Raw genomic sequence first — 23,691 nt, 5'->3', positions numbered from 1 at the left:
TGCCGTGCGGCGTGCCGGACCGGGGCGTCACTCCGTCTGTCGCAGTTCGGCCACGTCGCCGTCGGAGCACGTCGAGACGCCGGTGACGCTGTAGCGCTGCGGGTAGGCGTTGAAGCCCACCGAGGTCACGGGGCCGTCGGCGCCTCGGACACCCGTGAGTGGGTCGGCACCGCCGCTGGCGAAGCGCTCCGTCGTGATCCCCTTGCCCTCCCAAAGCTCCTCGACCATGCGGATGTCCGTTGCCGGCGTGGAGCCGTCGGCGCCCTTCCGCTCGAGTATGTAGACGAAGCGAGCGCCGTCCCTCCCGTCCGGCTGCTCGCACACCTCGGCATCAGGGCCGCGGTAGAGCGCCCAGTCGCCACCGACTGCCTCGGTCGTCTCCTCGACGACGTCGACGACGGTGCTCCTCGCTTGATCGGGAGGCACGACGCGTCCGGGCGGGTCGTTCCCACAAGCGGTGAGTGCGAGTGACGCACCCACGAGGACCAGAGCGACGGTGGTGGTCCTCCTGCTCTGCGATCGAGGCCGGGTCACTCTTCGCGACGCAGTTCCTTGACGTCGCCGTCCGAGCACTTCGAAATGCCGGTCATGGTGTAGCCCTGTGGGTACGCGTCGAAGCCCACCGTGGTGACGGGACCGCCCCTTCCGTTCACGCCGGTCAAGGGGTCCGCGCTCCCGCTCTGGAAGCGCTCGGTCGTGATCCCCTTGCTCCTCCAGAGCCTCTCCACGGTGCGGATGTCCGCAGCCGGCGCAGGACCATCGGCGCCTTCCCGCTCGAGGATGTACACGAAGTGTGCGCCCTCTCCGCCGCCGGGCTGCTCGCAGACCTCAGCAGCGGGACCTCGGTACAGCGTCCACGCACCGCCCACCGCACGGGTCGACTCCTCCACGAGGTCGACGATCGTCTCCTTCGCATCCGACGGATCGGTGGTGTTGCCGCTGCAGCCGCTCACGGTCAGTGCCGTCGTCACGAGGAGCGCAAGGCCGGCACACGTTCGTGTGTGCATCACTCTGGCTGCCGGAGGTCCTTCACGTTCCCGGAGGCTCCGCCGCTGACGAAACGCTCGGTCGTGATCCCCTTGCTCTTCCAGAGCTCTTCGACGGTGGCGATGTCGGTCTCAGGAGCCGAACCGTCCGCCCCGGCCCGCTCGAGGATGTAGACGAAGCGAGCGGGCGCAGGAAGTGCACCGGCTGCTGTGACGGTCACTCCGACTTGCGCAGTTCGCTCACGTTCCCGTCGGCGCACTGGGACACCCCGGTGACGCTGTAGCCCTTCGGGAAGGCGTCGAAGCCGATGGACGTCGTCGGGCCGCCGGAACCGCGGACTCCGAGCAGTGGGTCCGCGCCGCCGCTCTTGTAGTCGGTGACCTCGATCCCATCGCTCTTCCAGAGTGCCTTGATCTTGCCGAGGTCCGCGGTCGGGTCACCGGTCGGTTGGTCGACCCTGTCCATGATGTAGACGTAGCGAGCCTTGTCCTCAGCGCCCTCCCCGCAGGCTTCCACCGACGGACCGCTGTACACCTCCCACTTGCCGCCGATCGCAGCGGTGGAGCGTTCGACGAGGTCGACGATCGACTTCTTGACGGTTGACGGCTTCACGGTGATGCCTCCGGGCGTGCTGCTTCCGCAGCTGGTCAGGGTGAGTGCGGCGGTCACGGCGACGACGGCGATGAAGCCCAGTCGCCCCGCCCGGTGGGTGCTTCGGTTCATCGTCAGGGCGCTCTCATCATCTCTTCGAGGAGTGACTTCTCGAAGTCGGTCAACCCCTTCGGCTCGTACGCGGTCATGCGTTCAGGCTGTCCGGTGGTGGCGTACCCGACGTTCGCGAGCGACTCGGTGTTGAGGTCGAGGTAGCCTTCGCCGTCGGGTGTGCTGACACCGTGGTCCTTCACCCCGCGCATCGTGTCATCGCCCTCGATCCCGTCCGCGCCGAACGCCGTCGCACCGAAGTCGCTCGAGGTGGGGTCGATGTTGTGCACCGGGCTCAGCCGACCCGACGCGGCCCACTGGTCGCCCTTCTCGTCCCCGGGGATCGCCCAGACGTTGCGCGCCTGGCCCGCGTACACGTGGTCGGCGTGGATGTCGTCCGCCGTCGGGATCGAGTTCGGGATCCCAGCGGATCCGATCGTGGTGAACGTGTCGACCTGGACGCCGGGTTGCGTGAGACCGAACGCAGACGTGGTTGACCCGTAGGAGTGCGCAACGACGTTGGTGACGGGCATGTCTCCGGACCGGACCGCATCGAGGCCGCGCACCGACGCAGCGAGGTTGTCGCCGCCCGGCTTCGCGTAGCCGTTGAAGAGCACGCCTGGGTCTGCGCTGCCCGACATCACTGGAACGGGAGGAGCCTCGTACCCCATCCAGGCGATCACCGCTCGGTCGGCCGGGCCCCCCTTGCGTTGCTGGTCGTAGATGTTCTGCGCGGAGTTCGTCCACGAATCCATGCCCGTCGTCGAGGAGCCCATGCCGGGAACCGCCCAGGTGACGTCCTTCGCCGTGTCGAGGTTGCCGATGGACACCGCAGCGAGTGGTGGGACGTCCTCGGTCAGGGTGATCAGGTACCGGTCGCCGTTGTGCTTGTGCTTGTCCAGGGAGTCGTCGATGTTGCGCAGCGCGTCGAGGTTCGTCGACGCCCGACTCCACGCAGCGCCGTTGTCGTAGGCGATCGTCGACTTCAGCGCTTCGACCTCGTCCGCTGCCTCGGTGATCCGAGCCTTCAGCACGACCCGGTTCGCCGTCGAGCGGGCCCAGTAGTCGACACCCTCCAGGTTGCCGAGCTTGCCCAGTACCGGGAGCGGGAGGGACTTCAGGTCCGCTGCGTCCGCCGACGTGTAGCCGAGCTTCGCCCAGAGTGCGGCGACCTCGGCCGGAGTCAGGCCGGGGGCGAACATCTGCTGCATCGCGGGGGGCAGGTCGGCAGCGGCGGACACGTCGAGCGTCGCGTTCGAGAGCGACCCGTGGCCTCCCGCCCGTTCGAACGCGTCGGCGATCCGGTCGGCCCACGCGGAGTCCTCACCGTTCTCCTCGAGCAACCGGTTGAACCCGATGAAGAAGGTCGCGGACGAGATGCGGACCCATCCACAGGAGCCGGTGAAGCCGTGCCAAGCGTTGAGCAAGGTCGTCTGCTTCTCCGCGGTGCTCCGGTCGAGAGCGCGGTAGTCCCTGGCGAAGGACCGCAGGTTGTCGGGATCGGCGGAGCTCTTCCCGCTGGGCGTGCCACCTCCGGTCCGCGTCCGAGCCCGTGCCGAGAACGCGGCCGAGATGCTCGGCGGCGCGATCGGCGTCTCAGACGGCTTGAAGTCGAAGCTCGGCGGCTGTGGCGTCGGGAAGAGGCTCACCGGTGCTTCGGCAGCCTTCCGGTCGCGTTCGTCCTGCCGTACCTGCCAGGCCGCGAGGTCCTCTCGCCGCTCTCGTTCGCGTTTCGCTGCCGCCGTCGCGTCGTTCACCTGGTCGCCCAGGTCGTCGAGTACCGATGCCAACTTCGGGCGGTCGGCTGCCTCGATCCGCGCGGATTCCTCGAAGCGCTTGGCGTACGCGCCGTCGAAGTCGTCGGTGCCGAGCTCGACGGCTGCCCGTCGACCCGCCCCCTGACCGCGGAGCTGCTCAGCGGCAGCGCTCGCCGCACGCACGAGCGCATCGGCTGACGCTTCGTCGTACTGGATGTCCCCCACGAAGTCTTCCCCCTCTGCGCGCCCGCCCCGGGCTCGTTCTTCCGACTGTACCCATCGTTCCGGACGGGAGGCGCGGACCGGCGCCGGCCCGCGCCTCCCGTCCGGCGGTCCCGCCGCCACCGCGCCCACGCGACCCGAACACGGGACTGGTGCCGCCACTGGTCGCGCACTTGACTCGTTCCAGGGCACCCCGCCCTGCCACGACCAGGGAGGCCGACCGTGCGCACACTCGTCTACACCAGCACGCAGACCCGACCGATCTCGGACTCCGAACTCGCGCAGATCCTGGCAGTGGGACGCGAGAAGAACACCCGGCTCGGCATCACCGGCATGCTCGCGCACCGCGACGCCAACTGCATCGGCATCATCGAGGGCGAGGACGACGTCGTCCACGAGCGCCTCGAGCAGATCCGCCTCGACCCGCGCCACACCAACGTCCGGGTGCTCTGCGACGACCCGGTGCAGCAGCGCTCGTTCCCGGACTGGTCGATGGCGTTCCAGCCCCTCGACCCGCTGATGCGCGAGGTCCCGGGCTTCAGCGACCTGTTCGACACGCAGCGGCCGACGGACGCGGAGTTCGGCGCGTCCCGAGCCCGCGCGCTGCTGGAGTGGTTCCGCAAGCACCCCCTCGCTCCGCTGACGAGCCAGGACCCGGCGGACGCCGAAGCCCCGCGCACGCGGGTCCTGAACGGCGCGATCGCGGTGCTGCACGACGCCGGCACGGTCGCCTTCTCCACCGAGGCGGTCGCCGAGCGGTGCGGCATGCGCGTCGCCGAGGTCGGAGGGCTCTTCCCGAACCGGCACGCCCTGCTCGCCGCGACCGTCGAGCGCTGGAGCCTGGCGGTCTCGGCGCCGCTCCTGCCGATGATCACCGAGCGCGGCACGGTCGCGTACATGCACGCGCTGCTCGCCGCGCACGTCGAAGAGCCGGGCCTGATGCGTCTGCTCGCCTCGATCCTCGGCGCTGCCACGGACCCGACCGTCGACGGTGCCGACTACTACCGGTCGGCGTACCTGCAGTTCCGGCACACGATCCGGACGGCGCTCGCCGCGGACGTCCGCGACGGCCGCGAGCCCGCCACGATGGACCCGGAGCGGGGTGCGCAGCAGCTCCTGGCGCTCTACGACGGGCTCCGGCTGCAGGCACTGCTGACGCCGGACACGGACCCGGTCGACGCGTTCGACCGTGCGGCCGCCCGGATGCGCCGCGGATGGTCCGAGCAGTACGAGCAGCCGACGTACTGGGACATCCCGGTCGCCCCCACCCGCTGAGCGCCGACCAGCAGGCCGACGGAACGGTCTAGCCGTGGAGTGGGGGCGGTGGAGCGCTCCCGGTTCCGCCATGATGACTCCAGGGCGCGGACCGGGTATCTGCGCTCTGCTCTCTCACCCAGGGTGGTGAGCCGGCCGTCTGGTCGCCTTCGGGTGGTGATCAGGCGGCCGAACGCGTCCGTCCGGGGACCGGCACTTGTCCGCCGTTCGTCCGACTGCGGAGCATGTCGGATCGGGTCTAGCGTCGCGACCGTGCGGCAACGGGGCCGCACCGGTCATGAATCGAGCATCATGCAACGACGGATGAGAAGTCTCGTCGCCCTCGCCGTGAGTGCCGGCGTCGTGGGGGCGCTGGTCCCGGCGATCTCGGCCCAGGCGGTCACGACGAGCGACACCCCGGACTTCGGCAGCAGCGTCAAGGTCTACAGCCCTTCGACGCCGACCTCGACGATCCAGGCGGACGTCGACGCCGCGTTCAACTCGCAGCTGCGCAGCACCACCGCACAGTTCGGATCGCAGCGGTACGCCTTCATGTTCAAGCCCGGCAACTACGGCCGGGTGTGGGCGAACCTGGGGTTCTACACCTCGGTCGCGGGCCTCGGGAAGAACCCCGACGACGTCACGATCAACGGCGCGGTCAACGTGGACTCGGGGTGGAACGCCGGCGACGAGTCGAACGCCACGCAGAACTTCTGGCGTTCGGTCGAGAACCTGGCGATCGTGCCCGAGGGCGGCACCGACCGCTGGGCGGTGTCGCAGGCGGCCCCGATGCGCCGGGTGCACATCAAGGGCAACCTCACGATGGGCCCCTCGAACCAGGACGGCGGCCAGGGCTACTCGTCCGGCGGCTACATGGCGGACAGCAAGGTCGACGGCACCGTCACCTCGGGGTCGCAGCAGCAGTGGTACACCCGCAACTCCACGCTCGGCTCGTGGCAGGGCGGCAACTGGAACATGACGTTCTCGGGTGTGCAGGGTGCGCCGGCGAACGACTTCTCGAAGAGCTACACCACGCTCGCCACCACGCCGACGACCCGCGAGAAGCCGTACCTGTACATCGACTCGTCGAACAAGTACCACGTCTTCGTGCCGTCGCTCAAGCAGAACTCGAGCGGTGTCACCTGGCCGAACACCGGCGGCACCGACATCCCGATGCGGAACTTCTACGTCGCGCACCCGGGCGACTCGGCGGCGACCATCAACAGTGCGCTGGCGCAGGGGCTCAACCTGTTCTTCACGCCCGGCACCTACCAGCTCGACTCCGCGCTGAACGTCACGCGGGCCGACACGGTCGTCACCGGCATCGGCTTCCCGACGCTCGTCCCGACGCGGGGCAACGCCGTGCTGACCTCGTCCGACGTCGCCGGCGTGAACGTCTCGAACCTCGTCGTCGACGCCGGATCGCAGAACAGCGCGCAGCTGCTCCGTCTCGGCACCAGCGGGTCGCACGTCGACCACGCGGCCGACCCGCAGAGCATCCAGGACGTGTTCTTCCGCGTCGGCTCGAGCATCCAGGGCCGGGCGACGACAACGCTGCAGGTGAACGCCGACGACACCCTCGTCGACCACATCTGGGCCTGGCGCGCCGACCACGGCGGAGCCGCCACGGGCTGGACGGTCAACACCGGCGCGACCGGTGTCGAGGTGAACGGCAACGACGTCCTGGCCACCGGCCTCTTCGTCGAGCACTACCAGAAGTACGAAGTGCAGTGGAACGGCAACAACGGCCGGACGATCTTCTTCCAGAACGAGATGCCGTACGACGTGCCGGACAACGCCTCGTGGCAGAGCCCGACCGGAGCCGGGTACGCGGCCTACAAGGTGGCGTCGACCGTCACCAACCACGAGATCTGGGGCGGTGGCGTGTACTGCTTCTTCAACACCAACAAGTCGGTGCACGCCGACCGCGCCTTCGAGGTCCCGCAGACGGCCGGCGTGAAGGCGCACGGCCTGGTCACGGTGTCCCTCGGTGACGTCGGCACCATCTCGAGCGTCATCAACGGCGTCGGCGGTGCCGTCCCGACCCCGGCGGGCAACACCGCGCCGAACCGGGTGGCCAGCTACAACTGACCCGCGGTCGCGACGCGACCACCTGACGGACGGGAGGCCCGGTGCAGCTGACACCGGGCCTCCCGTCCGTCTCGTGGTGCGTCGGTCAGGACCGCTTCGACGACCGCGGCAGGAACGTCCCGTCACGCAGCGACTGTTCGATCTGCTCGAGCGAGCGCCCCTTCGTCTCCGGCACCCGCAGGAACACGAGTACCCACCCGAGCACGTTGAGGGCTGCGTAGACGAGCATCGTGCCGCCGAGCCCGATCCACCCGGTCAGCGTCAGTGCCGTCGAGGTCACGAGCAGGTCGGCACCCCACAGCACCATCGCGTGCAGGCTCGTCGCCGCGGCACGCACCCGCAGCGGGTACATCTCGGAGCCGATCAGCCATCCGACGACCTGGATGCCGCCGGCTTGGAAGAACATGAACAGCAGGATCAGCACGATCGTCAGCACGGGGGAGGGCTTGCCGCCCTGCACGAAGAACAGCACGCCGAAGGCACCGATGCTCAGTGCGGCTCCCGGCAGCATGACGAGCGTCAGCCGTCGGCGGCCGACCCGGTCGACGATCCGCGACCCGACGAAGGTCATCAGCAGGTAGACGACCCCGACGCCGACGTTGGCCCAGAGCGAGTAGACGTGCGGGAAGCCCGCGTCCGTCAGGATCGTCGGCGTGTAGTAGATCATCATCTCGAGGCCGGTCAGCTGTGTGAACGCGGCCACGATCAGGCCCGCCACGAGCGCGGGACGGACCCAGGGCTTCCGGAGCTGCGCCCACTGCCCCGAGCGCGAGTCCGGTTCGGCGTCGTCGAGTCGCCGGATCTCGTCGAGTTCGTCCTCGGCTGCGCGGTGGGTCGGCCGCAGCCATCGCAGCACCTGGCGTGCCGGCCCGACGCGGTCCTGGGAGACGAACCACCGCGGGCTCTCCGGCAACCGCAGCATCCCGAGCAGCAGCACGATCGCGGGGGCCGCGGCGACGCCGATCATGAACCGCCATGACACGACACCGTTGAGCGTCACCCCGACGAGCGCCGCGGCCAGGATCCCGACGCCGATCGCGCAGTTGAACACCGTCACCAGGCTCCCGCGCCGCGACCCCGGCGCGATCTCGGCGATGTACGTCGGGATCGTCTGCGTCGACCCGCCCACCGCCAGGCCGAGGAAGAGCCGGCTGAGCACGAGGAACACCGGGCTGGGCGACACCGCGGCGAACAGGACGCCGAGGATGAAGACCGCGGCGATGAGCAGGATCGTGCGGCGTCGGCCGATCCGCGCTGAGACCGGACCGGTCAGGAAGGCGCCCAGGATCGCGCCGACGAGGATGGACGCGGTGATGAACTCCTTGACGGCCGAGCCGATCGAGAACTCCTTGCCGATCTCGATGAGGGTGCCCGAGATCACGCCGGTGTCGTACCCGTAGAGCAACCCGCCGAGTGCGGCGATGAACGCGACGCGCGTGACGTGGTGCCGCGTGGTGCGGGCCTGCTCCGCACCGCCGTCGTCGTCCGGGACCGTCGGAGGGACACCGGCGACCTGGTCCTCGGTGCTCGTCGTGTTCGTCATCTGCGCCCTCCACCTCGCCGCGTCCGGCACGCGCCGGACCGGCGGTCACGGTAGACGGGGTGGGGCGAGTGGACGAGGAGCTTGTACGGATCGCGCCGTGCCGTGCACGTCCGGGCAGCGCAGTGGCGGGTGGACGGACGGGAGGCTCCCCACCAGCTGATGGAGCGCCTCCCGTCCGTCGTCGTGCGCGGTCCGTCAGGGCTGCAGCGCCTCGAGGTCCTCGAGTAGGGACGGGTGCGTCGGCTCCCACCCGAGCGCCTGCCGGGTGTGCACGCTGGACGACGGCTGGTCCATGGCGAAGATCGGCCCGAACGGCCCGAACGTGTCGTCCGGCACGGACTCGACCGGCAGACCGAGGCGACGACCGACCACGGTCGCGATGTCGACGACCCGGTCACCCTCGTCGGCGACGGCGTGCCATGCGGTGCCGCCGGGTGCGGACTCGAGCGCGAGCCGGAAGAGCGCAGCGGCGTCGCGGGCGTGCACGGCGGGCCAGCGCTGCTGGCCGTCACCCGGGTACCCGGCGACCCCGGTCTTCCGCGCGGCCTGGGTGAGCAGCCCGGCGAACCCGCCCTGCCCGTCCTCGTGGACCGTGCGGGGCATCCGGACGGCGGAGGTGCGGACGCCCTGCGACGACAGTGCGAGCAGGTCGTTGACGGCGACCGCGCGGCTCGCGACCGGCCCCTCGATCGGCAGCGGGTCGGCCTCGGTCGAGGCACGCCCGTTCACCTGCGGGGTGCCCGAGACGGTGACGAGCGGCTTGTCCGTCCCGATCAGTGCGGCACCGAGGGTCGCCATCGCCTCACGTTCCTCGGTCAGTCCCTGCTCGAGTGCGTCGGCGCTGCCGTAGTCGCGGCTGAACGCGAGGCTGATGACCCCGTCGGTGCGGGTGGCGCCGTCACGCAAGACGTCGAGATCGGTGAGGGAGCCGCGCAGGGCCTCGGCACCGGCGGTCTCGAGGGCGGTGGCGGAGGCATCCGAGCGGGCGAGCCCGAGGACGGTGTGGCCGTGGGCGAGCAGCTCGGCGACGACGGCGGTGCCGATCGTGCCGGTGCCACCGGTGACGAAGACGTGCATGGGGACTCCTCGAGTCGAGTGATGGGACATGTGTACCGTCACTGTAGACCCGCGATGGGACAATTGTCTCATCGGCTAGGATCGGACCATGGCGCGATGGGAACCAGGGGCACGGGATCGACTCGTCATCGCCGCCGTCGACCTGTTCACTGAGCAGGGCTACGACGCGACGACCGTGACGGAGATCGCCGAGCGTGCCGGTGTCACGAAGAGCACCTTCTTCCGGCACTTCCCCGACAAGCGCGAGCTGCTCGTCGCCGGGCAGGAGACCCTGAGCCGCCTGCTCGCCGAAGGGATCACCGGGGCCCCGGCCGACGCGAGCCCCCTGGAGGCCGTCGCCGCCGGACTCGAGCGGGCCTCCGGCGAGATGGGTCCCCGGAACCGCGAACTCGGGCCACGACTGAAGGCCGCCGTCGCGGCGAGCACCGAACTGCAGGAGCGCGACGCGTTGAAGAGCGTCGGCATGGCGGCCGCGATGACCACGGCGCTGCTCGAACGCGGGGTGCCCGAGACGACGGCCCACCTGGCCAGTGAGATGGGGGTACTGGCGTTCAAGCAGGGCTACGCCCGCTGGTCAGAGGGCGAGCGGAGCGACGACGACGGGCTGGCACGCCACGCGCTCGAGGTCCTGCAGGAGCTCCGGGCCGCGACGGCGGCCCTCGGCTGATCGCAGCCACGACTCAGTCGCGGGCGACGACGCCCTGCCGCAGCATGTCGCGTGCCACCCGAGAGCGCGGGATCACCCACAGCGCACTCCACAGCGCGAGGCCGGCCCACAGCCCGAGCAGCAGCAGTGTGATCACGGTGCCGTGCTGGTCGCGCATCGACCAGGTCATCGCACTCCAGAACACAGCGAGCACGATCTTGCCCCATCCTGCGGTCTGCTGGTCGGCCTGGGCCTGCAGTCGCGGGACCCAGATCTCGGCGGGCACCCCGCTCGGCACGTGCCGTTCGGTCACCCAGCGCTGGACCATCACGACGTTCTCGTAGCCGCCGTCGACCCGCCACGACCGCAGCTGCAACCAGCCGGCGACCGCGGCACCGACCAGGGCTGCGGGCAGTCCGACGGTCACGAGCACCTGCGGGGTCGCGGTCTGGAACGACGACAGGACGAGCATGGTGAACACGAGCGCGAAGCCCGCACCAGCCGCCGCGCTGCCGAGCAGCCGGAGCCGCCCGGCTTCGTCGACCTCACCGATGCCGTGCACGCTCCGACCGTACGCGCGTCAGCGGACGTGCCGCCGGTCGCCGGGACAACACACAGGAGGCCCGTCACCGGTCTCGTGGACCGGTGACGGGCCTCCCGTCTGTGTCGTGGTCGCGCGTCTGTGTCGTGGTCGCGCCCGGAGAGGTCAGTCTCCGGCGTTGATGAGTCCGAGCCAGCGGCCGAAGCCCGTCGGTTCGTCGTCCTGCAGTCGGAACTGCGGGTGCTGGGCCACGTCGGTGCGCTGGCCTGGGGTGCGGTCGTCGTCGATCACGGCGGACTCCTTTCGTCGAGGTGATGATCTGTACACGCGCAGCCCTGCGCGCATTCCCGCTCCGGTGTGGTTCACGGGGTACGTCCAGCGGAGACGCCCGTGTCCCGGCGAGACGCCGCGATCGTGCCGGGACGCCGCCGATCCCTGCGGCGTCTCGGCGGTCCCGGGGCGTTCCGCACAGACGGGGGCGTCTCGCCGTGGCAGGACCGGCCGGGCGACCGGGGGACAAGTCCGCGGAGGCGCTGGACCCGCCAACCCGCCGTGCTGGTAGTCCTGGGGGATCGGCTGCGCCCAGTGGCCGAGGACGAGGTGGGACCCCATGGCCGACGCGAGGACCTACGACGACTCCGGGTACTGGTACCCCGACCGCTCGACGAAGACCGGCGTGGGACTCCTCAACGCGATGCGCCGCTACCGGTCCGCCGAGGTCGCCATGCGGCAGCGCACCCGCGACACCATGCAGCTCGGCCCGACCGACATGGCCGCCGTCCGCCACCTGCTCCAGGCCCGGCAGCGCGGCACCGTGGTGAAGCCGACCGGCCTGGCGGAGCACCTCGGGATCACGACCGCGTCGACCACGGCCCTGGTGAAGCGACTCGTCGCCGCTGGCCACGTCGAACGCCGCGCCGACCCGAGCGACGGTCGCGGGTTCGTGCTCGTCGCCACCGACAGCGGCGACGACATCGTCCGGTCGCACCTGACCGGGGTCCACGCCCGGATGATCGCAGCGGCGGACCGGCTGTCAGCCACGACCCTCACGGAGATGGGCGCGTTCTTCGAGGAGATGACCGCTGCCATGGAGGACGCAGCGACCGGCGACGTCGTGCCCGACGACGCCGGCTGACGCTGCTCGATCCACCCCGCGAAAGCGACAGATGTGCGCGTGCGGTCCGCGCTGATCTGTCGCTTTCGCGGGCAAGTACACGCGCCCCGCCCGCCACTGTCCCCGACTCGACGCGACGGGAGGCCCGGCTCGGCCGGGTCCCGCCCCTCGCGTCAGGCGGCCGTCACGGCTGACTCGGGAGCCAGGAAAGCGGCGCCGAGTGCGGCGAGCGGCTGGTCGAGGGGCGCGAGGAGCACGCGTGACGACAGGCCGAGCGACGCGACGAAGGGGGAGGAGCGTGCGGCCTCGTCGAAGTCCGCACGCAGGGGCAGGAGGAGGCGCTGGCCGAGGGCGGCGAGCCCACCGCCGATGACGACGGACTCGACGTCGGCGGTGACCACGAGGATCCGGACGGCCGAGGCGACGCCGCCGACGAAGCGGTCCCGTACGGCGGTCGCCGCCGGGTCGCCGTCATCCGCACTGTCGAACACGCTCGTGGCGGTGCTGCCCGGGTGCCCGGGCCAGGCGGTGGCGAGTGCCGAGCCGGACGCGACGGTCTCCAGGCAGCCGCGCTGCCCGCACACACACACGGGGCCGTCGGCGAGCACCGGGATGTGGCCGACCTCGCCGGCGTTCCCGCGGGCTCCGCGCCAGAGCCGGCGGTCCACGACGATGCCGGCGGCCAACCCCGTGCCGATGTTGAGGTAGGCGTGGGGGCCGTCGAGGTGCATCGCCTGCGCCGCGCCGAGTGCCGCGACGTTGACGTCGTTCTCCACCTGCACGGGCAGCCCGACGTGCTCGGCGACGCGCGGGCCGAGCGCGACCTCGGACAGCCCGAGGTTCACCGCGTGGCGGACCCAGCCGGTCTCGTGGTCGATGAGCCCGGGGATCCCGATGCCGACCGCGGTCGGTGTCGTGCCGGTCCGTGCCCGCAGCGAGTCGATCACCTGCAGCGTGTTCGCGACCACCGTCTCGGCACCGAAGCCGGTCGGCACGCGCACCCGGTCGACGGTCTCCCCGGTCGGAGCGACCGCGACGGCGTCGATCTTCGTCCCGCCGATGTCCAGGCCGATCCTCATCGGGAACCGGTCGTCGGGGTGTCCGGCCTCGGCGTCGAGGACGCGGCGTCTGGGCTGCGCATGCGGGTTAGTAAACACGCCTTACGCATCCGTGGCAAGCAGCGACTTCCGCCTGTTTCCGCCAGATCACGCGCTTGTTACGGCTGCAGATCGGGTCTTGACAGGCGATTAGGAACGGTCCTTTACTAAGGCAACCGCTCGGAGGGAGGAGATCTGATGCCGAACGAGACGGACGCACAGACCGCCTTCGGCGCGCAGCTCCGCCGCCCGCGCAGCAAGGCGCTCCCCCAGCACAGCCGGGCCCACAACCGCTCGCTGATCCTGCAGACGCTCTTCACCGACGGGGCCATGAGCCGCGCCGACCTGTCCCGGCAGTCGGGCCTCACCCGCCCGACGGTCAGCGGACTCGTGGCGGAGCTCGAGGCCGACGCGCTCGTCACCGAGCTCGGCCCGCGGGAGGACCTGCGGGTCGGCAAACCCGCGACCCTCATCAACCTCAACGTCGACGCCTTCCACATCGTCGTCGTCGACCTGTCGCTCCCCGACCACTTCGTCGGCGCCGTCACGAACCTCCGCGGCGACGTCGTGAACAGCGCGAAGATCGAGGTCGACGGCGCCACCGGGGAACAGGCCGTCGTCCGCATCATCCGGCTGGTGGAACGCCTCACCACGATGACCACCCGCCGGTTGCTCGGCATCGCGGTCGGCTGCCCCGGGGTCATCGACGCCGCGGGCACCGTGCTGCACTCCGTGGCCCTCGGCGCCGGCCTGCCGCTGCAGGAACAGCTCATTGAGCACTTCCGGCTGCCCGTGCACGTGCTCAACGACGCCAACACCGCGGCCCTCGGCGTGCACGCCTTCGAGGTCGAGCCCGGCAACGACCTGCTCGTCGTCGCACTCGAGCACGGTGTCGGCACGGGCATGGTGCTCGGTGGCCGTCTGGTCCTCGGCGAGCGGTTCGCCGCCGGTGAGATCGGACACCTGACGATCGACGAGGACGGCGAACCCTGCCTGTGCGGTCGTCGCGGTTGCCTCGAGGTCCTCATCGGCGCCGAACACCTGACCCGCCGGATCGCTGCGTCGCCCGACGACCGCGACGAGGTCCTGCGCTCCGCCGGCAGCACCCTCGGCGGTGTCCTCGCGCCCATCATCAGCGCGGTGAACATCACCGAGATCGTCGTCACCGGCCCCGCCGACCTCGTCCAGGGCCCCTTCATCCAGGCCGTCCGCGTGACGGCCACGGCACGGACCCTCGCGAGCGTCGGCAACGACCTCTCCGTGACCGCAACCTCCACCAACAGCGACCTGATCCTCCGGGGCGGAGCAGCCTTCCTGCTCGCCGCGGAGCTCGGCGTGAGCTGACCCGACACCGACACAGCAGAACGACCACCAAGGAGAAGCAATGCGTACGAAGAAGTTCGCGGCAGCAACTGCCGTGGCCCTGACCCTCGCCATGGGCCTGACGGCCTGCTCCAGCGCCGGCAACGCCGGCAGCGGGGGCGGCGGCGGGACCAAGGACGTCGCCGACGTCAAGGGCGACGGCAAGACGCTGACCGTGTGGGCCATGACCGGCGACTACTCGGACAAGACGATCGCCGCGATCAACAAGGAGTTCGAGGCGAAGACCGGCGCGAAGGTCAAGGTCCAGATCCAGCAGTGGGACGGCATCACGACGAAGATCTCCACAGCCCTGGCGACGAACACCCCGCCGGACGTCCTGGACCTCGGCAACACCCAGGTCGCGAGCTACGCCGCCAACGGGGCGCTCCTGGACCTGACGCCGTACAAGAAGGACCTCGCTCAGGGGCAGACCTGGCTCGGTGGGCTCTCGGACCCGGCGACCGTCGACGGCTCGCTGTACGGCGTCCCCGGGTTCGCCGGTGCCCGATCGGTCATCTACAACAAGCAGATGTGGGCCGACGCAGGCATCACCACGGCCCCGACCACGTACGAGGAGCTCACCGCTGACCTCGACAAGGTCAAGGCGAAGAACACCGCCAGCGACTTCTCCGCGTTCTACATGCCTGGTCAGTACTGGTACGCCGGCATGCAGTTCGTCTGGGACGCGGGCGGCGAGATCGCGACCGAGCAGGACGGCACCTGGAAGGCCGGCTTCGGCGACGCGAAGGCGCAGCAGGGTCTGGCGGACTTCAAGGAGTTCGCGAACGACTACTCCTCGAAGGCCTCCGCGACGCTCAACACCGACAGCCCCGACATGAACCAGGTCTTCGCCGACGAGAAGGCCTCGGCGATCCTCAGCACCAGCGGCACGCTCGGGCTCGTCGAGCAGGCGAACCCCGAGATGACGGCGGACAAGCTCGGCACCTTCCCGTTCCCGGGCAAGTCCGGCAAGACCCAGCCGGTGATGCTCGGCGGCTCCGACTGGGGTGTCGCCGCCAAGTCGAAGAACACCGACCTGGCCCTGCAGTGGGTGAAGATCGCGTCCGGCCCGGAGATGCAGAGCAAGTACGTGTACGGCGACAACGGCTGGATCCCGAACAGCACCGACGGCATCAAGGCCGCCGACTCGACGCTCAGCGACATCAACAAGGGCTTCTTCACGGCAGCGCTGAACTCGAAGGCCACCCCGGCGAACTCCCGGTGGGCCGACCTCGAGGGTGACCAGAGCATCAACAACCTGTTCTCGAGCATCGTCTCCGGCTCGAAGACCCCGGAGGAAGCCGCCGCGACCTTCGACAAGGCAGCCGACTCCACGCTCAACAAGGAGTAGGCCGCACTCCTCGACCGACGCAGGACGGTGCGGGCACCCCGGCACACGCCGCGGCACCCGCACCGTCCGCCCCTCACGGAAAGGCCAGACGTGACCGTCTCCGCCACCCGCCCGAGCCAGGAGCGCACCGACCGTCCGACCCGCTCGCGCGACGACCGGCCTGGTGGGTCACCCCGCCGTCGCGCCACCCGCTCGTTCGCCCCGCTGTGGCTCCTCACGCCGGCGGGCCTGGTGCTCGTCTTCGTGACGATCGCCCCCATCGTCTTCCTGGTCTTCACGTCGTTCACCGACTACGACCAGCGCTCGCTCTACACCGGTGCCTACGACGCAGTCGGCCTGGCGCAGTACGTGCAGATCCTCACCGACCCGGCGTTCTGGGCTTCCCTGGTGCGCACGATCCTGTTCACCGCGGCGATGGTGCTCGGCAGCATCCTCATCGGCGCCGGTGTCTCCCACCTGATGACCCGGCTCGGGGTGGTCCTCCGCTACGCCGTGACGATCGTCCTCATCTGCGCGTGGGGCATGCCGAACGTGGCGTCCTCGCTCGTGTGGAACTGGTTGTTCCAGCCGGGCTACGGCGTCGTCAACTGGATGCTCACGCAGCTGCACGTCTTCGGCGACATGACGAACACCGACTGGGGCAACAGCGCCGGTCTGGCGTACACGTCGATCTGGATGCTCGTCGTGTGGCAGGCGGTGCCCTTCATCGCACTGACCCTGTACGCGGCCGAGACGCAGATCCCGCTCGAGGTGAAGGAAGCCGTCCGACTCGACGGCGGCTCCGAGTGGACGGTCTACCGCGTCGTCACCATCGAGTACCTGCGGCCGACGCTGCTGCTGGTGACGATGCTGTCGATCATCTGGGACTTCAACGTCTTCAACCAGATCTGGCTCGTCTCGCAGGGCGGCCCGGACGGTGCCACCTCGACCCTCGGCGTCTTCACCTACATCACCGCCTTCGTCGGGCACGACATCGGCACCGGCTCCGCGGTCGCCGTGATCTCCGCGCTGATCCTCATGGTCCTCAGCGCCCTCTACATCCGGAACCTCGTCCGATCGGGAGAAGAGCTGTGACCACCGCACTGCCGACGGGCATCCCCGTCGAGGCCGACGTCCCCGCAGCCGTCCCGACCCCGAAGGGCATCGCGGCCACCGAGCGCATCCGCCGTCGTCGTCGACCGGTCAGGTGGATCAGCAGCACCATCGCCGTGGTCTTCTGCGTGGTGTGGATCTTCCCCGTCTACTGGATGGTGAACACCGCCTTCAAGCCGCGGTCGGAAGCACTGACGAGCACCCCGCTGTTCGCCCCCGCACACCCGACGGTGGAGAACTTCGTCACCGCGTTCACCCGCGCCGACTTCCTCGTCTACCTGAAGAACTCGAGCATCGTCGTGGTCGGGGCGGTCGTCCTGTCGCTGGTGCTCGGGATCCTGGCGTCGGCGGCACTGTCCCGGTTCCGGTTCCGCGGACGTCGGACCATCCTCGTGGTGATCCTGCTCGTCCAGATGCTGCCCGGCACCGCGCTGCTCATCCCGCAGTTCCTCATCTTCAACCAGACCGGACTCACCGGCAGCTACGCCGGGCTGATCCTGGCCTACGTCGCCGCGGTGCTGCCGTTCTCGATCTGGGTGATGCGCGGGTTCTTCCTGGCCATCCCGATGGAGATCGAGGAAGCTGCCCGCATCGACGGCGCGAGCACCTGGCAGGTGCTGACGAAGGTGCTGTTCCCGCTCGTGATGCCCGGCATGATCGCGACGAGCGTCTTCGCGTTCATCGCCGCGTGGAACGACTACATCGTCGCGTACACGTTCATGCAGGACCAGGCGCACTACACGCTGCCGGTCTGGTTGGCGTCCTTCACGACGCAGACCGCCGGCACCGACTTCGCCGGACAGATGGCTGCCTCCGTGCTGTTCTCGCTGCCGGTCGTGGTGTTCTTCATGATCATCCAGCGCAACCTGGTCTCCGGCATGTCCGCGGGTGCGGTCAAGGGCTGAGCCTCGGGGACAGCCGGGCTGAGTAGCGTCGACGGCGACACGAAGGAGACGAAACACATGTCGAAGAAGAGCCGGACCACCAGCACCCTGACGCGTGCACTGCTGCTCGGGATCCTCAGCGGAGGCCGTTCCGCCACACCGCTCGCCGTCCTCGGCCTGCACCAGGGCGACAAGAACCTGCGCGGTGACTGGCAGGACTGGAAGACCTTCGACTCGTCGATCGGTCGCGCCGGTCTCGTCGCCGGTGCGGCGGGCGAGATCATCGGTGACAAGTTGCCGAAGACCCCGAACCGGATCGCCTTCCCGGCGCTCCTCGGCCGCATCGGTGCGGGCGCGTTCGCCGGGCTCGCGCTCGGCACCACGACGAAGTCCGGCAAGTCGGACCTGCGCATCGAGGGCGCGATCCTCGGCGCGATCGGGGCCCTCGTCGGCTCCTACGTCGCCTGGGGCGCCCGCAAGGCCGTCGGCACCGTGCTGCCCGACAAGGTGGTCGCCGTCGCCGAGGACGTCGCCGTCATCGCCGGATCACGCGCCGTGGTCAAGGCCGGCTGAGCCGACCACCCGACGGACGGGAGGCCCGACTCACCTGGTGAGCCGGGCCTCCCGTCCGTCCGTGGTCGCGATCACCAGCGCTCGTGGACCGTGGCACGGAACCACCGGTCGTACAGGTCGTGGACGGTCGCGTCGAGGTCCCCGGGCAGGTCGAGGGACCCGGCCGCGGCGTTCGACCGTGCCTGCTCGGCGTTGCGCGCACCCGGGATCGCGGCGGTGACCCCCTCCTGCGCGACGACCCAGGCCAGTGCGGCCTGCGGGACCGAGACGCCCTCGGGCAGAGCCGCGGCGAACTCCTGCGCGGCACGGACGCCGTCCTCGAACGGGACACCGCTGAAGGTCTCGCCCTGGTCGAAGGCCTGACCGTCACGGTTGTACGTGCGGTGGTCCTCCGGTGCGAACGTCGTCTCGGTCGTGTACTTGCCGGTCAGCAGCCCCGAGGCCAGCGGGACCCGTGCCAGGATCGCGACCCCGGCCTCCCGGGCGGCGGGCAGCACGCGGTCGAGCGGCTTCAGCCGGAACGCGTTGAGGATGACCTGGACGCTCGCGACCCCGGGACGGGCGATCGCGGTGAGGGCCTGGTCGGCGGTCTCGACGGAGACGCCGTACGCGGCGATCGAGCCGTCGGACACCAGCGCGTCCAGGGCGTCGTACACGGCGTCGTCCTCGAACACCGGAGTCGGCGGGCAGTGCAGCTGGACGAGGTCGAGCGTGTCCTGGCCGAGGTTCTCGCGCGACCGGTCGACCCACTGCCGGAAGTTCGCGGCGACGTAGTTCGACGGGACCTGGTCGACGCGGCGACCCATCTTCGTGGCGACCGTGACCCCGGCATCGGGGTGCGCGGCGGTCCAGCGGCCGATGAGCTGCTCGCTCCGTCCGTCGCCGTACACGTCGGCGGTGTCGAACAGGGTGATGCCGGCCTCGGCGGAGGCGTCCATCACGGCGAAGGCGTCCTCCGCGGCGACCGGACCCCAGTCACCGCCGAACTGCCAGGTGCCCAGTCCGATCACGGAGGTCTCACGGCCGGTACGGCCCAGTGTGCGTCGCTGCATGGGATCGACGGTAGCCCCTCACCACCGGGCGGACGACGGCATCGTCCGCTGCGCGTGGCTGCGGGTCGGCCGCGCGTACGGTGACGGCATGAGCAGACAGCGCGTCGTCGTGATCGGGGCCACCGGCCACATCGGCACCTTCCTCGTCCCGCGTCTGGTGCGTGCCGGCCACGACGTCGTCACCATCAGCCGCGGCACCCGCTCGGCCTACGTCGACGCCCCGGAGTGGCAGCAGGTCGAGCAGGTCACCGCCGACCGCGAGCAGGAGGACCGCGACGGCGTCCTCGGCGACCGCATCGTCGCGCTGCGACCCGACGTCGTCATCGACCTCGTCTGCTTCACCCTCGAGTCCGCCACCGCACTCGTCACGGCGCTCCGCGGAACCGACGCGCACCTGATCCACTGCGGCTCGATCTGGCGCGCCGGACCCAGCGCAGTGCTGCCCGTCACCGAGGAGAACGCGACCCCGCCGCAGGGCGAGTACGGCATCGAGAAGGACGCGATCGCCCGGATGCTCAAGGAGGAAACCGCCCGTGGGGGTCTCGCGACGACGTCGCTGCACCCCGGCCACATCAGCGGCCCCGGCTGGGCGCCGATCGGCCCGGTCGGCAACCTCGACCCGTCGGTCTGGCGCACGCTCTCCGCCGGGGAACCCCTGCTCGTGCCCGGCCTCGGCGCCGAGACCATGCACCACGTGCACGCCGACGACGTCGCCCAGGCCTTCGCGCTCGCCGTCGAACACCGTGATGCGGCGTCAGGCGAGGACTTCTCCGTCGTCGCCCCCACCGCGCTCACCGCCCGCGGGTACGCCGCGCTCGCCGCGTCCTGGTTCGGCCAGGAGGCCCGGCTCGAGTCCGTCACGTGGGACCGGTTCCGCGCGGTCACCGCTGCCGAGCACGCGGACGCCAGCTGGGAGCACCTCTCACGCAGCCACGTGTTCAGCATCGACAAGGCACGACGGCTGCTCGGGTACGCCCCGCGGTACACGGCGGAGGAGACCGTGCTCGACGCGGTGCGGTGGCTCGTGGAGCACGACGAGGTCGAGGTGGCGGGGCCGCTCGTCGTGTGAGCCGCTTCGCATCCTCTGGAATACGAAGTACTCGACGTCGTCGCTCTCGTGCTGACAGCCTCTTCCTGCCCATCGGGGGGCAGGAAGAGGAACAGACATGGAGAAGAAGAAACCAGCACTGGTGGTCGGACTCGCGCTGGCGTCCGCACTCGTCGTCGGACCCGCCGCCGTCGCATCGGCCTCACCGACCGAGGTACTCGGGCACGAATCTGAAGCGGGCGGCGTCCTGATGACGGACGACGGTCCTGGCTCGAGCGGTGAGACCCGCGTCAGCACGGCACGCAAGGACGACGGTGGCGGTGGGAGCTTCTGGCAGTGGGGTGTCGGGAAGGACGACGCCTGGTCGAACTTCTTCCGCGAGCGTCGGTGTCACGGAGCCACAGCTGTCGGTGTGAAGTCGAAGCGCGTCACCGGAGTGGCAGGTGACAGGTACGCGCTCGCCACGGCACCCAAGGCCCGGAGCGGCAACAAGGCGTACTACCACAACTGCTGACCGGACAGCGGGGCGTTCCCGTCGGAACGCCCCGCTCGCGGCCGCGGTCCTGCCGCGGACCGGAAGGAGACTCCATGCGGATGCGGTCAGTGCGACTCGCCTACGTCATCCCACCCCTGCTCGCCGTCGTCCTCGCCTTCCTCGGCATGCTGCGACTGAGCGACTCCGGAGTGGTCGGTGTCTCGTCGGTCGTGACGGCGGCGGCCGGGACAGGGACGACGTCGAACGGCCGCATCGCCGTCTCCCTCGAGGACGTCGCTCGACGACACCACGCCACGATCGTCCGGACCGTCGCCGACCGGTCGGCACCGACCACCCGGCGCACTGCTCTGGTGACCGCTGCTCCGGGGACCGACGGGGCCGGTTGGTTGCGTGACGGCTACCCCGACTTCTCCCGGACGGTGCGCACGGCGGTGCGACCGATGGCAGCACTCGACCGCTACGACCCCACCGGCTCGTACGAGGTCATCGGCGACCACGGAGCCGAGCGTGTGACCGCCGCAGCACTCCGGGGTGCTGGTTTCACGACCAGCTCCGAGACGGTGCCGGTCCTGGATCGCATCGGCGTGACCGGCGGCGTCCAGGGCACGTCCCAGCTCACCGGCACCCTCGTGCTCGGCTGCGTGGCGCTCTGCTTCGTCGGCACGATCGGCGCACCGCGACGGACCGCGGTGCGCCGACTGCACGGCCGCAGCGCAGGCGCGATCGTGTGCGCCGAGCTGTCCGAGGTCCGAGCGACCCTGACCGTCGTGCTGGTCGGCGTACCAGTCGTGGGACTCCTCCTCTGGTTCCACAACGGGCTCACGTCGTGGGAGACGTTCGCGATGTCGGCCGCGGTGTTCACCACAGCGCTGCTCGTCCCGGTCGTGGCAGCCCACGTCGTCGGCACGCTCATCGCCGTTCGCCGGCCCATCGCGGCCACCCTGCGGGGAGCTCGGCTTCCGGGCGCGCTCGTCCTGGTGGCACATGCCGCTCGACTGCCAGCGGTCTTGCTGCTGGTCGCCGCGGTGTTCGACGTGACGGCTGCCGTCGCCGCGGCCAGGTCGGACTCCGGCGACCGCGAGCTGCAGGCAGCCGGGGACGCCGTCCAGCTCTGGGTGACCCCGGACCCGCGGCCCGGATCCGAGACGCAGGGCTACTGGGACCGGATCGGCGACTTCGTCGGCGGCGCCCTGGACCGGCACGATGCCCTGCTCACCGCTGCGGTCGAGGTGGTCACGGGAACCGGTCCGGGTTCGGTGCCGGGACTGTTCGTCGACGCCGAGTACCTGCGTCATCAGGACCTCCGCGCCGAGAACGGTGACCGCATCACCGTGACGGACGACCGCATCACCGTCTGGACCCCGCCGGGGTCGGACCTCGACCGAAGGGCGGTGATCCGTGCGCTGGTGGGTTGGGAACTCCGCGGGGCGCCCGACGAGCAACGACGGCACATCGGCGGCGGGGCCCTCCGATCGACCGGGGCGTACACGTACGCAGGTGACTCCTCGGCGGCCTCCTGGTCGACCGACGCCGTGGTGGTCGTCGTCCCCGATGCCTCCGGTGTCTTCACGCCGGACCAACTCGGTGCCTGGTTGTCCACCGGCGACGTCGTCTTCACCTCCGAGGCCGTCGCCGACCATGCGATCGAGGCCGCTGGTCTCGGCGACGAGTTCAGCGCGGTCGTCTCCGTGGGGCAGGCGGTGGCTGAACGCCAACGGCAGGCCGCCACCGCCGTCGGCATCGGGGTCCTCGCGGTGATCAGCGGTCTCACCGTCGCCGTCGTCCTCGCCGTGATCAGTACCGCGGCACATCACCGACGTCACGGCCGTCGGCTCTTCGCCGGCATCGCCGCCGGTCGACCACCGGCTCGCGTGAACGGCGACCTCCTGCTGGTCGAGGGTCTCCTGCTGTCAGCCGGCGGGATCGCCGTCGTGCATCGCTGGTGGCAGACGCGACCTGACGGGTCAGGAGCCGTCTCGGCGCTCGATCCCGCTGCGCGTGCCGCTGGCGTGAGCGGAGTCTCCGCAGTCGCAGCGCTCGTCGTGCTCACGGCGGTCGCCGTCGCCGTGGTCGCCGTCTCGACGAGGGCGGTCGTCCGGTCCCGGGGGAGTGGTTCGTGATGCTCGAGGTCCACCGCGCCGCGAAGCACCGTGGCGGACGGCTGCTCTGGCGGGACCTGTCGTTCGGTGTGGCGTGCGGGGAGGTGCTCGCGCTCACCGGGCCGAGCGGCTCCGGCAAGTCGACCCTCCTCGACTGCATCGGGCTCATCGACTCGCTGGACTCCGGAACGGTCCGCATCGACGGGACCAACGCGGGCAGGAGCCCCGGTCGAGCCAGACGACTCCGGCGCGACCACCTCGGCTACCTCTTCCAGGACTTCGGCCTCGTCCCCGACATGACGGTCGACGCCAACATCCGGATCGGCCGTCCGGGTCGTGCACGGACCGTACTCCGGACGTCCGTAGCCGAGGCGCTGGAGCGGGTGGGACTCGCGGGGCGTGGGAGCGACCGGGCACACGACCTCAGCGGCGGCGAGCAGCAGCGCGTCGCCCTCGCTCGACTCCTCGTGAAGCAGCCCGACGTCATCCTGGCCGACGAACCGACGAGCGCACTCGACGACGACAACGCGCGGATGGTGCTGGAGGCGCTCGCCGACTTCGCATCAGCCGGGGCCGCGGTGATCGTGGCGACCCATGCGCCGGCAGTCGAGGACTGGGCGGCGACCGTCCTGCGGTTCGGGCCGATCGACCCACGGTGACCCGAGCGCGGAGGCGACCACACGAGGGAGGTGACGTCCGTACC

At 70.3% G+C, this 23,691-nt stretch carries 24 protein-coding genes; 13 read left to right on the top strand and 11 right to left on the bottom strand.

The features are described from left to right. Window positions 1-27 precede the first annotated feature (27 nt). The 5 genes from DEJ25_RS01880 to DEJ25_RS01860 all read right to left on the bottom strand — a co-directional run bounded on the left by DEJ25_RS01880 (window position 28) and on the right by DEJ25_RS01860 (window position 3,671). The gene (locus DEJ25_RS01880; protein WP_110902822.1) at window positions 28-426 is read right to left on the bottom strand and encodes a hypothetical protein; all 399 of its coding nucleotides are present in this window, start codon (window positions 424-426) and stop codon (window positions 28-30) included. A gap of 104 nt (window positions 427-530) precedes the next feature. Beyond that, window positions 531-890 (bottom strand): hypothetical protein, encoded by a 360-nt coding sequence (locus tag DEJ25_RS01875; RefSeq protein ID WP_146236673.1) that lies wholly within the window; start codon window positions 888-890, stop codon window positions 531-533. Window positions 891-1,006: 116 nt separating this feature from the next. After that, the gene (locus tag DEJ25_RS01870) at window positions 1,007-1,207 is read right to left on the bottom strand and encodes a hypothetical protein (RefSeq protein WP_110902820.1); all 201 of its coding nucleotides are present in this window, start codon (window positions 1,205-1,207) and stop codon (window positions 1,007-1,009) included. Then, window positions 1,204-1,710, bottom strand: a complete 507-nt coding sequence (locus tag DEJ25_RS01865) for a hypothetical protein (RefSeq protein ID WP_110902819.1) — start codon at window positions 1,708-1,710, stop codon at window positions 1,204-1,206. Before DEJ25_RS01865 ends, DEJ25_RS01870 begins: the two co-directional genes overlap by 4 nt. Window positions 1,711-1,712: 2 nt before the next feature. Beyond that, on the bottom strand, window positions 1,713-3,671 hold the full coding sequence (locus DEJ25_RS01860; RefSeq protein WP_111043586.1) for an alpha/beta hydrolase: 1,959 nt from the start codon (window positions 3,669-3,671) through the stop codon (window positions 1,713-1,715). Window positions 3,672-3,890: 219 nt separating this feature from the next. Between DEJ25_RS01860 and DEJ25_RS01855 the strand changes: the two genes are divergently transcribed. Beyond that, entirely contained in the window at window positions 3,891-4,943 is a 1,053-nt protein-coding gene (locus DEJ25_RS01855; protein WP_111043585.1) for a BLUF domain-containing protein, read from the top strand. A gap of 303 nt (window positions 4,944-5,246) precedes the next feature. Then, window positions 5,247-7,013, top strand: a complete 1,767-nt coding sequence (locus DEJ25_RS01850) for a hypothetical protein (RefSeq protein ID WP_111043584.1) — start codon at window positions 5,247-5,249, stop codon at window positions 7,011-7,013. An 85-nt stretch (window positions 7,014-7,098) separates the two neighbouring features. Here the strand turns inward: DEJ25_RS01850 and DEJ25_RS01845 are convergent, their stop codons facing one another. After that, a complete protein-coding gene (locus tag DEJ25_RS01845; protein WP_111043583.1) occupies window positions 7,099-8,556 on the bottom strand; it encodes a sugar porter family MFS transporter in 1,458 nt (485 codons plus the stop codon). A 195-nt stretch (window positions 8,557-8,751) separates the two neighbouring features. After that, the gene (locus DEJ25_RS01840; protein ID WP_111043582.1) at window positions 8,752-9,633 is read right to left on the bottom strand and encodes an SDR family oxidoreductase; all 882 of its coding nucleotides are present in this window, start codon (window positions 9,631-9,633) and stop codon (window positions 8,752-8,754) included. Between the two features lie 88 nt (window positions 9,634-9,721). Between DEJ25_RS01840 and DEJ25_RS01835 the strand changes: the two genes are divergently transcribed. Further along, window positions 9,722-10,300, top strand: coding sequence for a TetR/AcrR family transcriptional regulator (locus DEJ25_RS01835; RefSeq protein ID WP_110902812.1), 579 nt, complete (start codon window positions 9,722-9,724; stop codon window positions 10,298-10,300). 13 nt (window positions 10,301-10,313) lie between these two features. Here the strand turns inward: DEJ25_RS01835 and DEJ25_RS01830 are convergent, their stop codons facing one another. Continuing rightward, window positions 10,314-10,841, bottom strand: a complete 528-nt coding sequence (locus tag DEJ25_RS01830; protein ID WP_111043581.1) for a hypothetical protein — start codon at window positions 10,839-10,841, stop codon at window positions 10,314-10,316. Window positions 10,842-10,985: 144 nt separating this feature from the next. Then, window positions 10,986-11,111, bottom strand: a complete 126-nt coding sequence (locus DEJ25_RS16930; RefSeq protein WP_258366233.1) for a hypothetical protein — start codon at window positions 11,109-11,111, stop codon at window positions 10,986-10,988. Window positions 11,112-11,430: 319 nt separating this feature from the next. Between DEJ25_RS16930 and DEJ25_RS01825 the strand changes: the two genes are divergently transcribed. Beyond that, the gene (locus DEJ25_RS01825) at window positions 11,431-11,955 is read left to right on the top strand and encodes a MarR family winged helix-turn-helix transcriptional regulator (RefSeq protein ID WP_111043580.1); all 525 of its coding nucleotides are present in this window, start codon (window positions 11,431-11,433) and stop codon (window positions 11,953-11,955) included. A 152-nt stretch (window positions 11,956-12,107) separates the two neighbouring features. Here the strand turns inward: DEJ25_RS01825 and DEJ25_RS01820 are convergent, their stop codons facing one another. Beyond that, window positions 12,108-13,013, bottom strand: coding sequence for an ROK family protein (locus DEJ25_RS01820; protein ID WP_111043579.1), 906 nt, complete (start codon window positions 13,011-13,013; stop codon window positions 12,108-12,110). Window positions 13,014-13,229: 216 nt separating this feature from the next. On the opposite strand from DEJ25_RS01820, the gene DEJ25_RS01815 reads away from it, so the two are divergent. From DEJ25_RS01815 to DEJ25_RS01795, 5 genes are all read left to right on the top strand, one after another. Further along, complete coding sequence (locus tag DEJ25_RS01815) at window positions 13,230-14,375, top strand: ROK family transcriptional regulator (RefSeq protein WP_111043578.1); 1,146 nt, start codon at window positions 13,230-13,232, stop codon at window positions 14,373-14,375. Window positions 14,376-14,415: 40 nt separating this feature from the next. Further along, entirely contained in the window at window positions 14,416-15,744 is a 1,329-nt protein-coding gene (locus DEJ25_RS01810; RefSeq protein WP_110902807.1) for a sugar ABC transporter substrate-binding protein, read from the top strand. Window positions 15,745-15,834: 90 nt separating this feature from the next. Next, window positions 15,835-16,818, top strand: a complete 984-nt coding sequence (locus tag DEJ25_RS01805; RefSeq protein WP_111043577.1) for a carbohydrate ABC transporter permease — start codon at window positions 15,835-15,837, stop codon at window positions 16,816-16,818. Continuing rightward, entirely contained in the window at window positions 16,815-17,741 is a 927-nt protein-coding gene (locus DEJ25_RS01800) for a carbohydrate ABC transporter permease (protein ID WP_220033148.1), read from the top strand. Before DEJ25_RS01805 ends, DEJ25_RS01800 begins: the two co-directional genes overlap by 4 nt. Before the next feature lie 57 nt (window positions 17,742-17,798). Then, a complete protein-coding gene (locus DEJ25_RS01795) occupies window positions 17,799-18,293 on the top strand; it encodes a DUF4126 family protein (protein WP_111043576.1) in 495 nt (164 codons plus the stop codon). A gap of 71 nt (window positions 18,294-18,364) precedes the next feature. Here the strand turns inward: DEJ25_RS01795 and DEJ25_RS01790 are convergent, their stop codons facing one another. Next, complete coding sequence (locus DEJ25_RS01790; protein WP_111043575.1) at window positions 18,365-19,345, bottom strand: aldo/keto reductase; 981 nt, start codon at window positions 19,343-19,345, stop codon at window positions 18,365-18,367. An 88-nt stretch (window positions 19,346-19,433) separates the two neighbouring features. Between DEJ25_RS01790 and DEJ25_RS01785 the strand changes: the two genes are divergently transcribed. The 4 genes from DEJ25_RS01785 to DEJ25_RS01770 all read left to right on the top strand — a co-directional run bounded on the left by DEJ25_RS01785 (window position 19,434) and on the right by DEJ25_RS01770 (window position 23,647). Beyond that, complete coding sequence (locus tag DEJ25_RS01785) at window positions 19,434-20,414, top strand: NAD(P)-dependent oxidoreductase (RefSeq protein ID WP_111043715.1); 981 nt, start codon at window positions 19,434-19,436, stop codon at window positions 20,412-20,414. Between the two features lie 97 nt (window positions 20,415-20,511). Further along, window positions 20,512-20,907 (top strand): lactococcin 972 family bacteriocin, encoded by a 396-nt coding sequence (locus tag DEJ25_RS01780; protein ID WP_111043574.1) that lies wholly within the window; start codon window positions 20,512-20,514, stop codon window positions 20,905-20,907. Between the two features lie 74 nt (window positions 20,908-20,981). After that, the gene (locus DEJ25_RS01775) at window positions 20,982-23,009 is read left to right on the top strand and encodes a hypothetical protein (protein WP_111043573.1); all 2,028 of its coding nucleotides are present in this window, start codon (window positions 20,982-20,984) and stop codon (window positions 23,007-23,009) included. Continuing rightward, window positions 23,009-23,647: an ABC transporter ATP-binding protein gene (locus tag DEJ25_RS01770; RefSeq protein WP_111043572.1), complete on the top strand. Its 639-nt coding sequence runs from the start codon at window positions 23,009-23,011 to the stop codon at window positions 23,645-23,647. The genes DEJ25_RS01775 and DEJ25_RS01770 overlap by 1 nt, the downstream gene beginning before the upstream one ends. Window positions 23,648-23,691 lie beyond the last annotated feature (44 nt).

This window comes from Curtobacterium sp. MCPF17_011, from assembly GCF_003234145.1.
Taxonomy (GTDB): domain Bacteria; phylum Actinomycetota; class Actinomycetes; order Actinomycetales; family Microbacteriaceae; genus Curtobacterium.
Note: the sequence above shows the minus strand (reverse complement) of the source record. Positions and strands in the feature narration are given on the sequence as shown.

What these genes read in the sequence shown, in the direction of transcription:
- DEJ25_RS01845 (WP_111043583.1), bottom strand. Translation starts at nt 8,556, where the DNA reads ATGACGAACACGACGAGCACCGAGGACCAGGTCGCCGGTGTCCCTCCG.
- DEJ25_RS01825 (WP_111043580.1), top strand. Translation starts at nt 11,431, where the DNA reads ATGGCCGACGCGAGGACCTACGACGACTCCGGGTACTGGTACCCCGAC.
- DEJ25_RS01780 (WP_111043574.1), top strand. Translation starts at nt 20,512, where the DNA reads ATGGAGAAGAAGAAACCAGCACTGGTGGTCGGACTCGCGCTGGCGTCC.
- DEJ25_RS01815 (WP_111043578.1), top strand. Translation starts at nt 13,230, where the DNA reads ATGCCGAACGAGACGGACGCACAGACCGCCTTCGGCGCGCAGCTCCGC.
- DEJ25_RS01790 (WP_111043575.1), bottom strand. Translation starts at nt 19,345, where the DNA reads ATGCAGCGACGCACACTGGGCCGTACCGGCCGTGAGACCTCCGTGATC.
- DEJ25_RS01810 (WP_110902807.1), top strand. Translation starts at nt 14,416, where the DNA reads ATGCGTACGAAGAAGTTCGCGGCAGCAACTGCCGTGGCCCTGACCCTC.
- DEJ25_RS01795 (WP_111043576.1), top strand. Translation starts at nt 17,799, where the DNA reads ATGTCGAAGAAGAGCCGGACCACCAGCACCCTGACGCGTGCACTGCTG.
- DEJ25_RS01770 (WP_111043572.1), top strand. Translation starts at nt 23,009, where the DNA reads ATGCTCGAGGTCCACCGCGCCGCGAAGCACCGTGGCGGACGGCTGCTC.
- DEJ25_RS01840 (WP_111043582.1), bottom strand. Translation starts at nt 9,633, where the DNA reads ATGCACGTCTTCGTCACCGGTGGCACCGGCACGATCGGCACCGCCGTC.
- DEJ25_RS01820 (WP_111043579.1), bottom strand. Translation starts at nt 13,013, where the DNA reads ATGAGGATCGGCCTGGACATCGGCGGGACGAAGATCGACGCCGTCGCG.
- DEJ25_RS01850 (WP_111043584.1), top strand. Translation starts at nt 5,247, where the DNA reads ATGAGAAGTCTCGTCGCCCTCGCCGTGAGTGCCGGCGTCGTGGGGGCG.
- DEJ25_RS01775 (WP_111043573.1), top strand. Translation starts at nt 20,982, where the DNA reads ATGCGGATGCGGTCAGTGCGACTCGCCTACGTCATCCCACCCCTGCTC.
- DEJ25_RS01785 (WP_111043715.1), top strand. Translation starts at nt 19,434, where the DNA reads ATGAGCAGACAGCGCGTCGTCGTGATCGGGGCCACCGGCCACATCGGC.
- DEJ25_RS01865 (WP_110902819.1), bottom strand. Translation starts at nt 1,710, where the DNA reads ATGAACCGAAGCACCCACCGGGCGGGGCGACTGGGCTTCATCGCCGTC.
- DEJ25_RS01835 (WP_110902812.1), top strand. Translation starts at nt 9,722, where the DNA reads ATGGCGCGATGGGAACCAGGGGCACGGGATCGACTCGTCATCGCCGCC.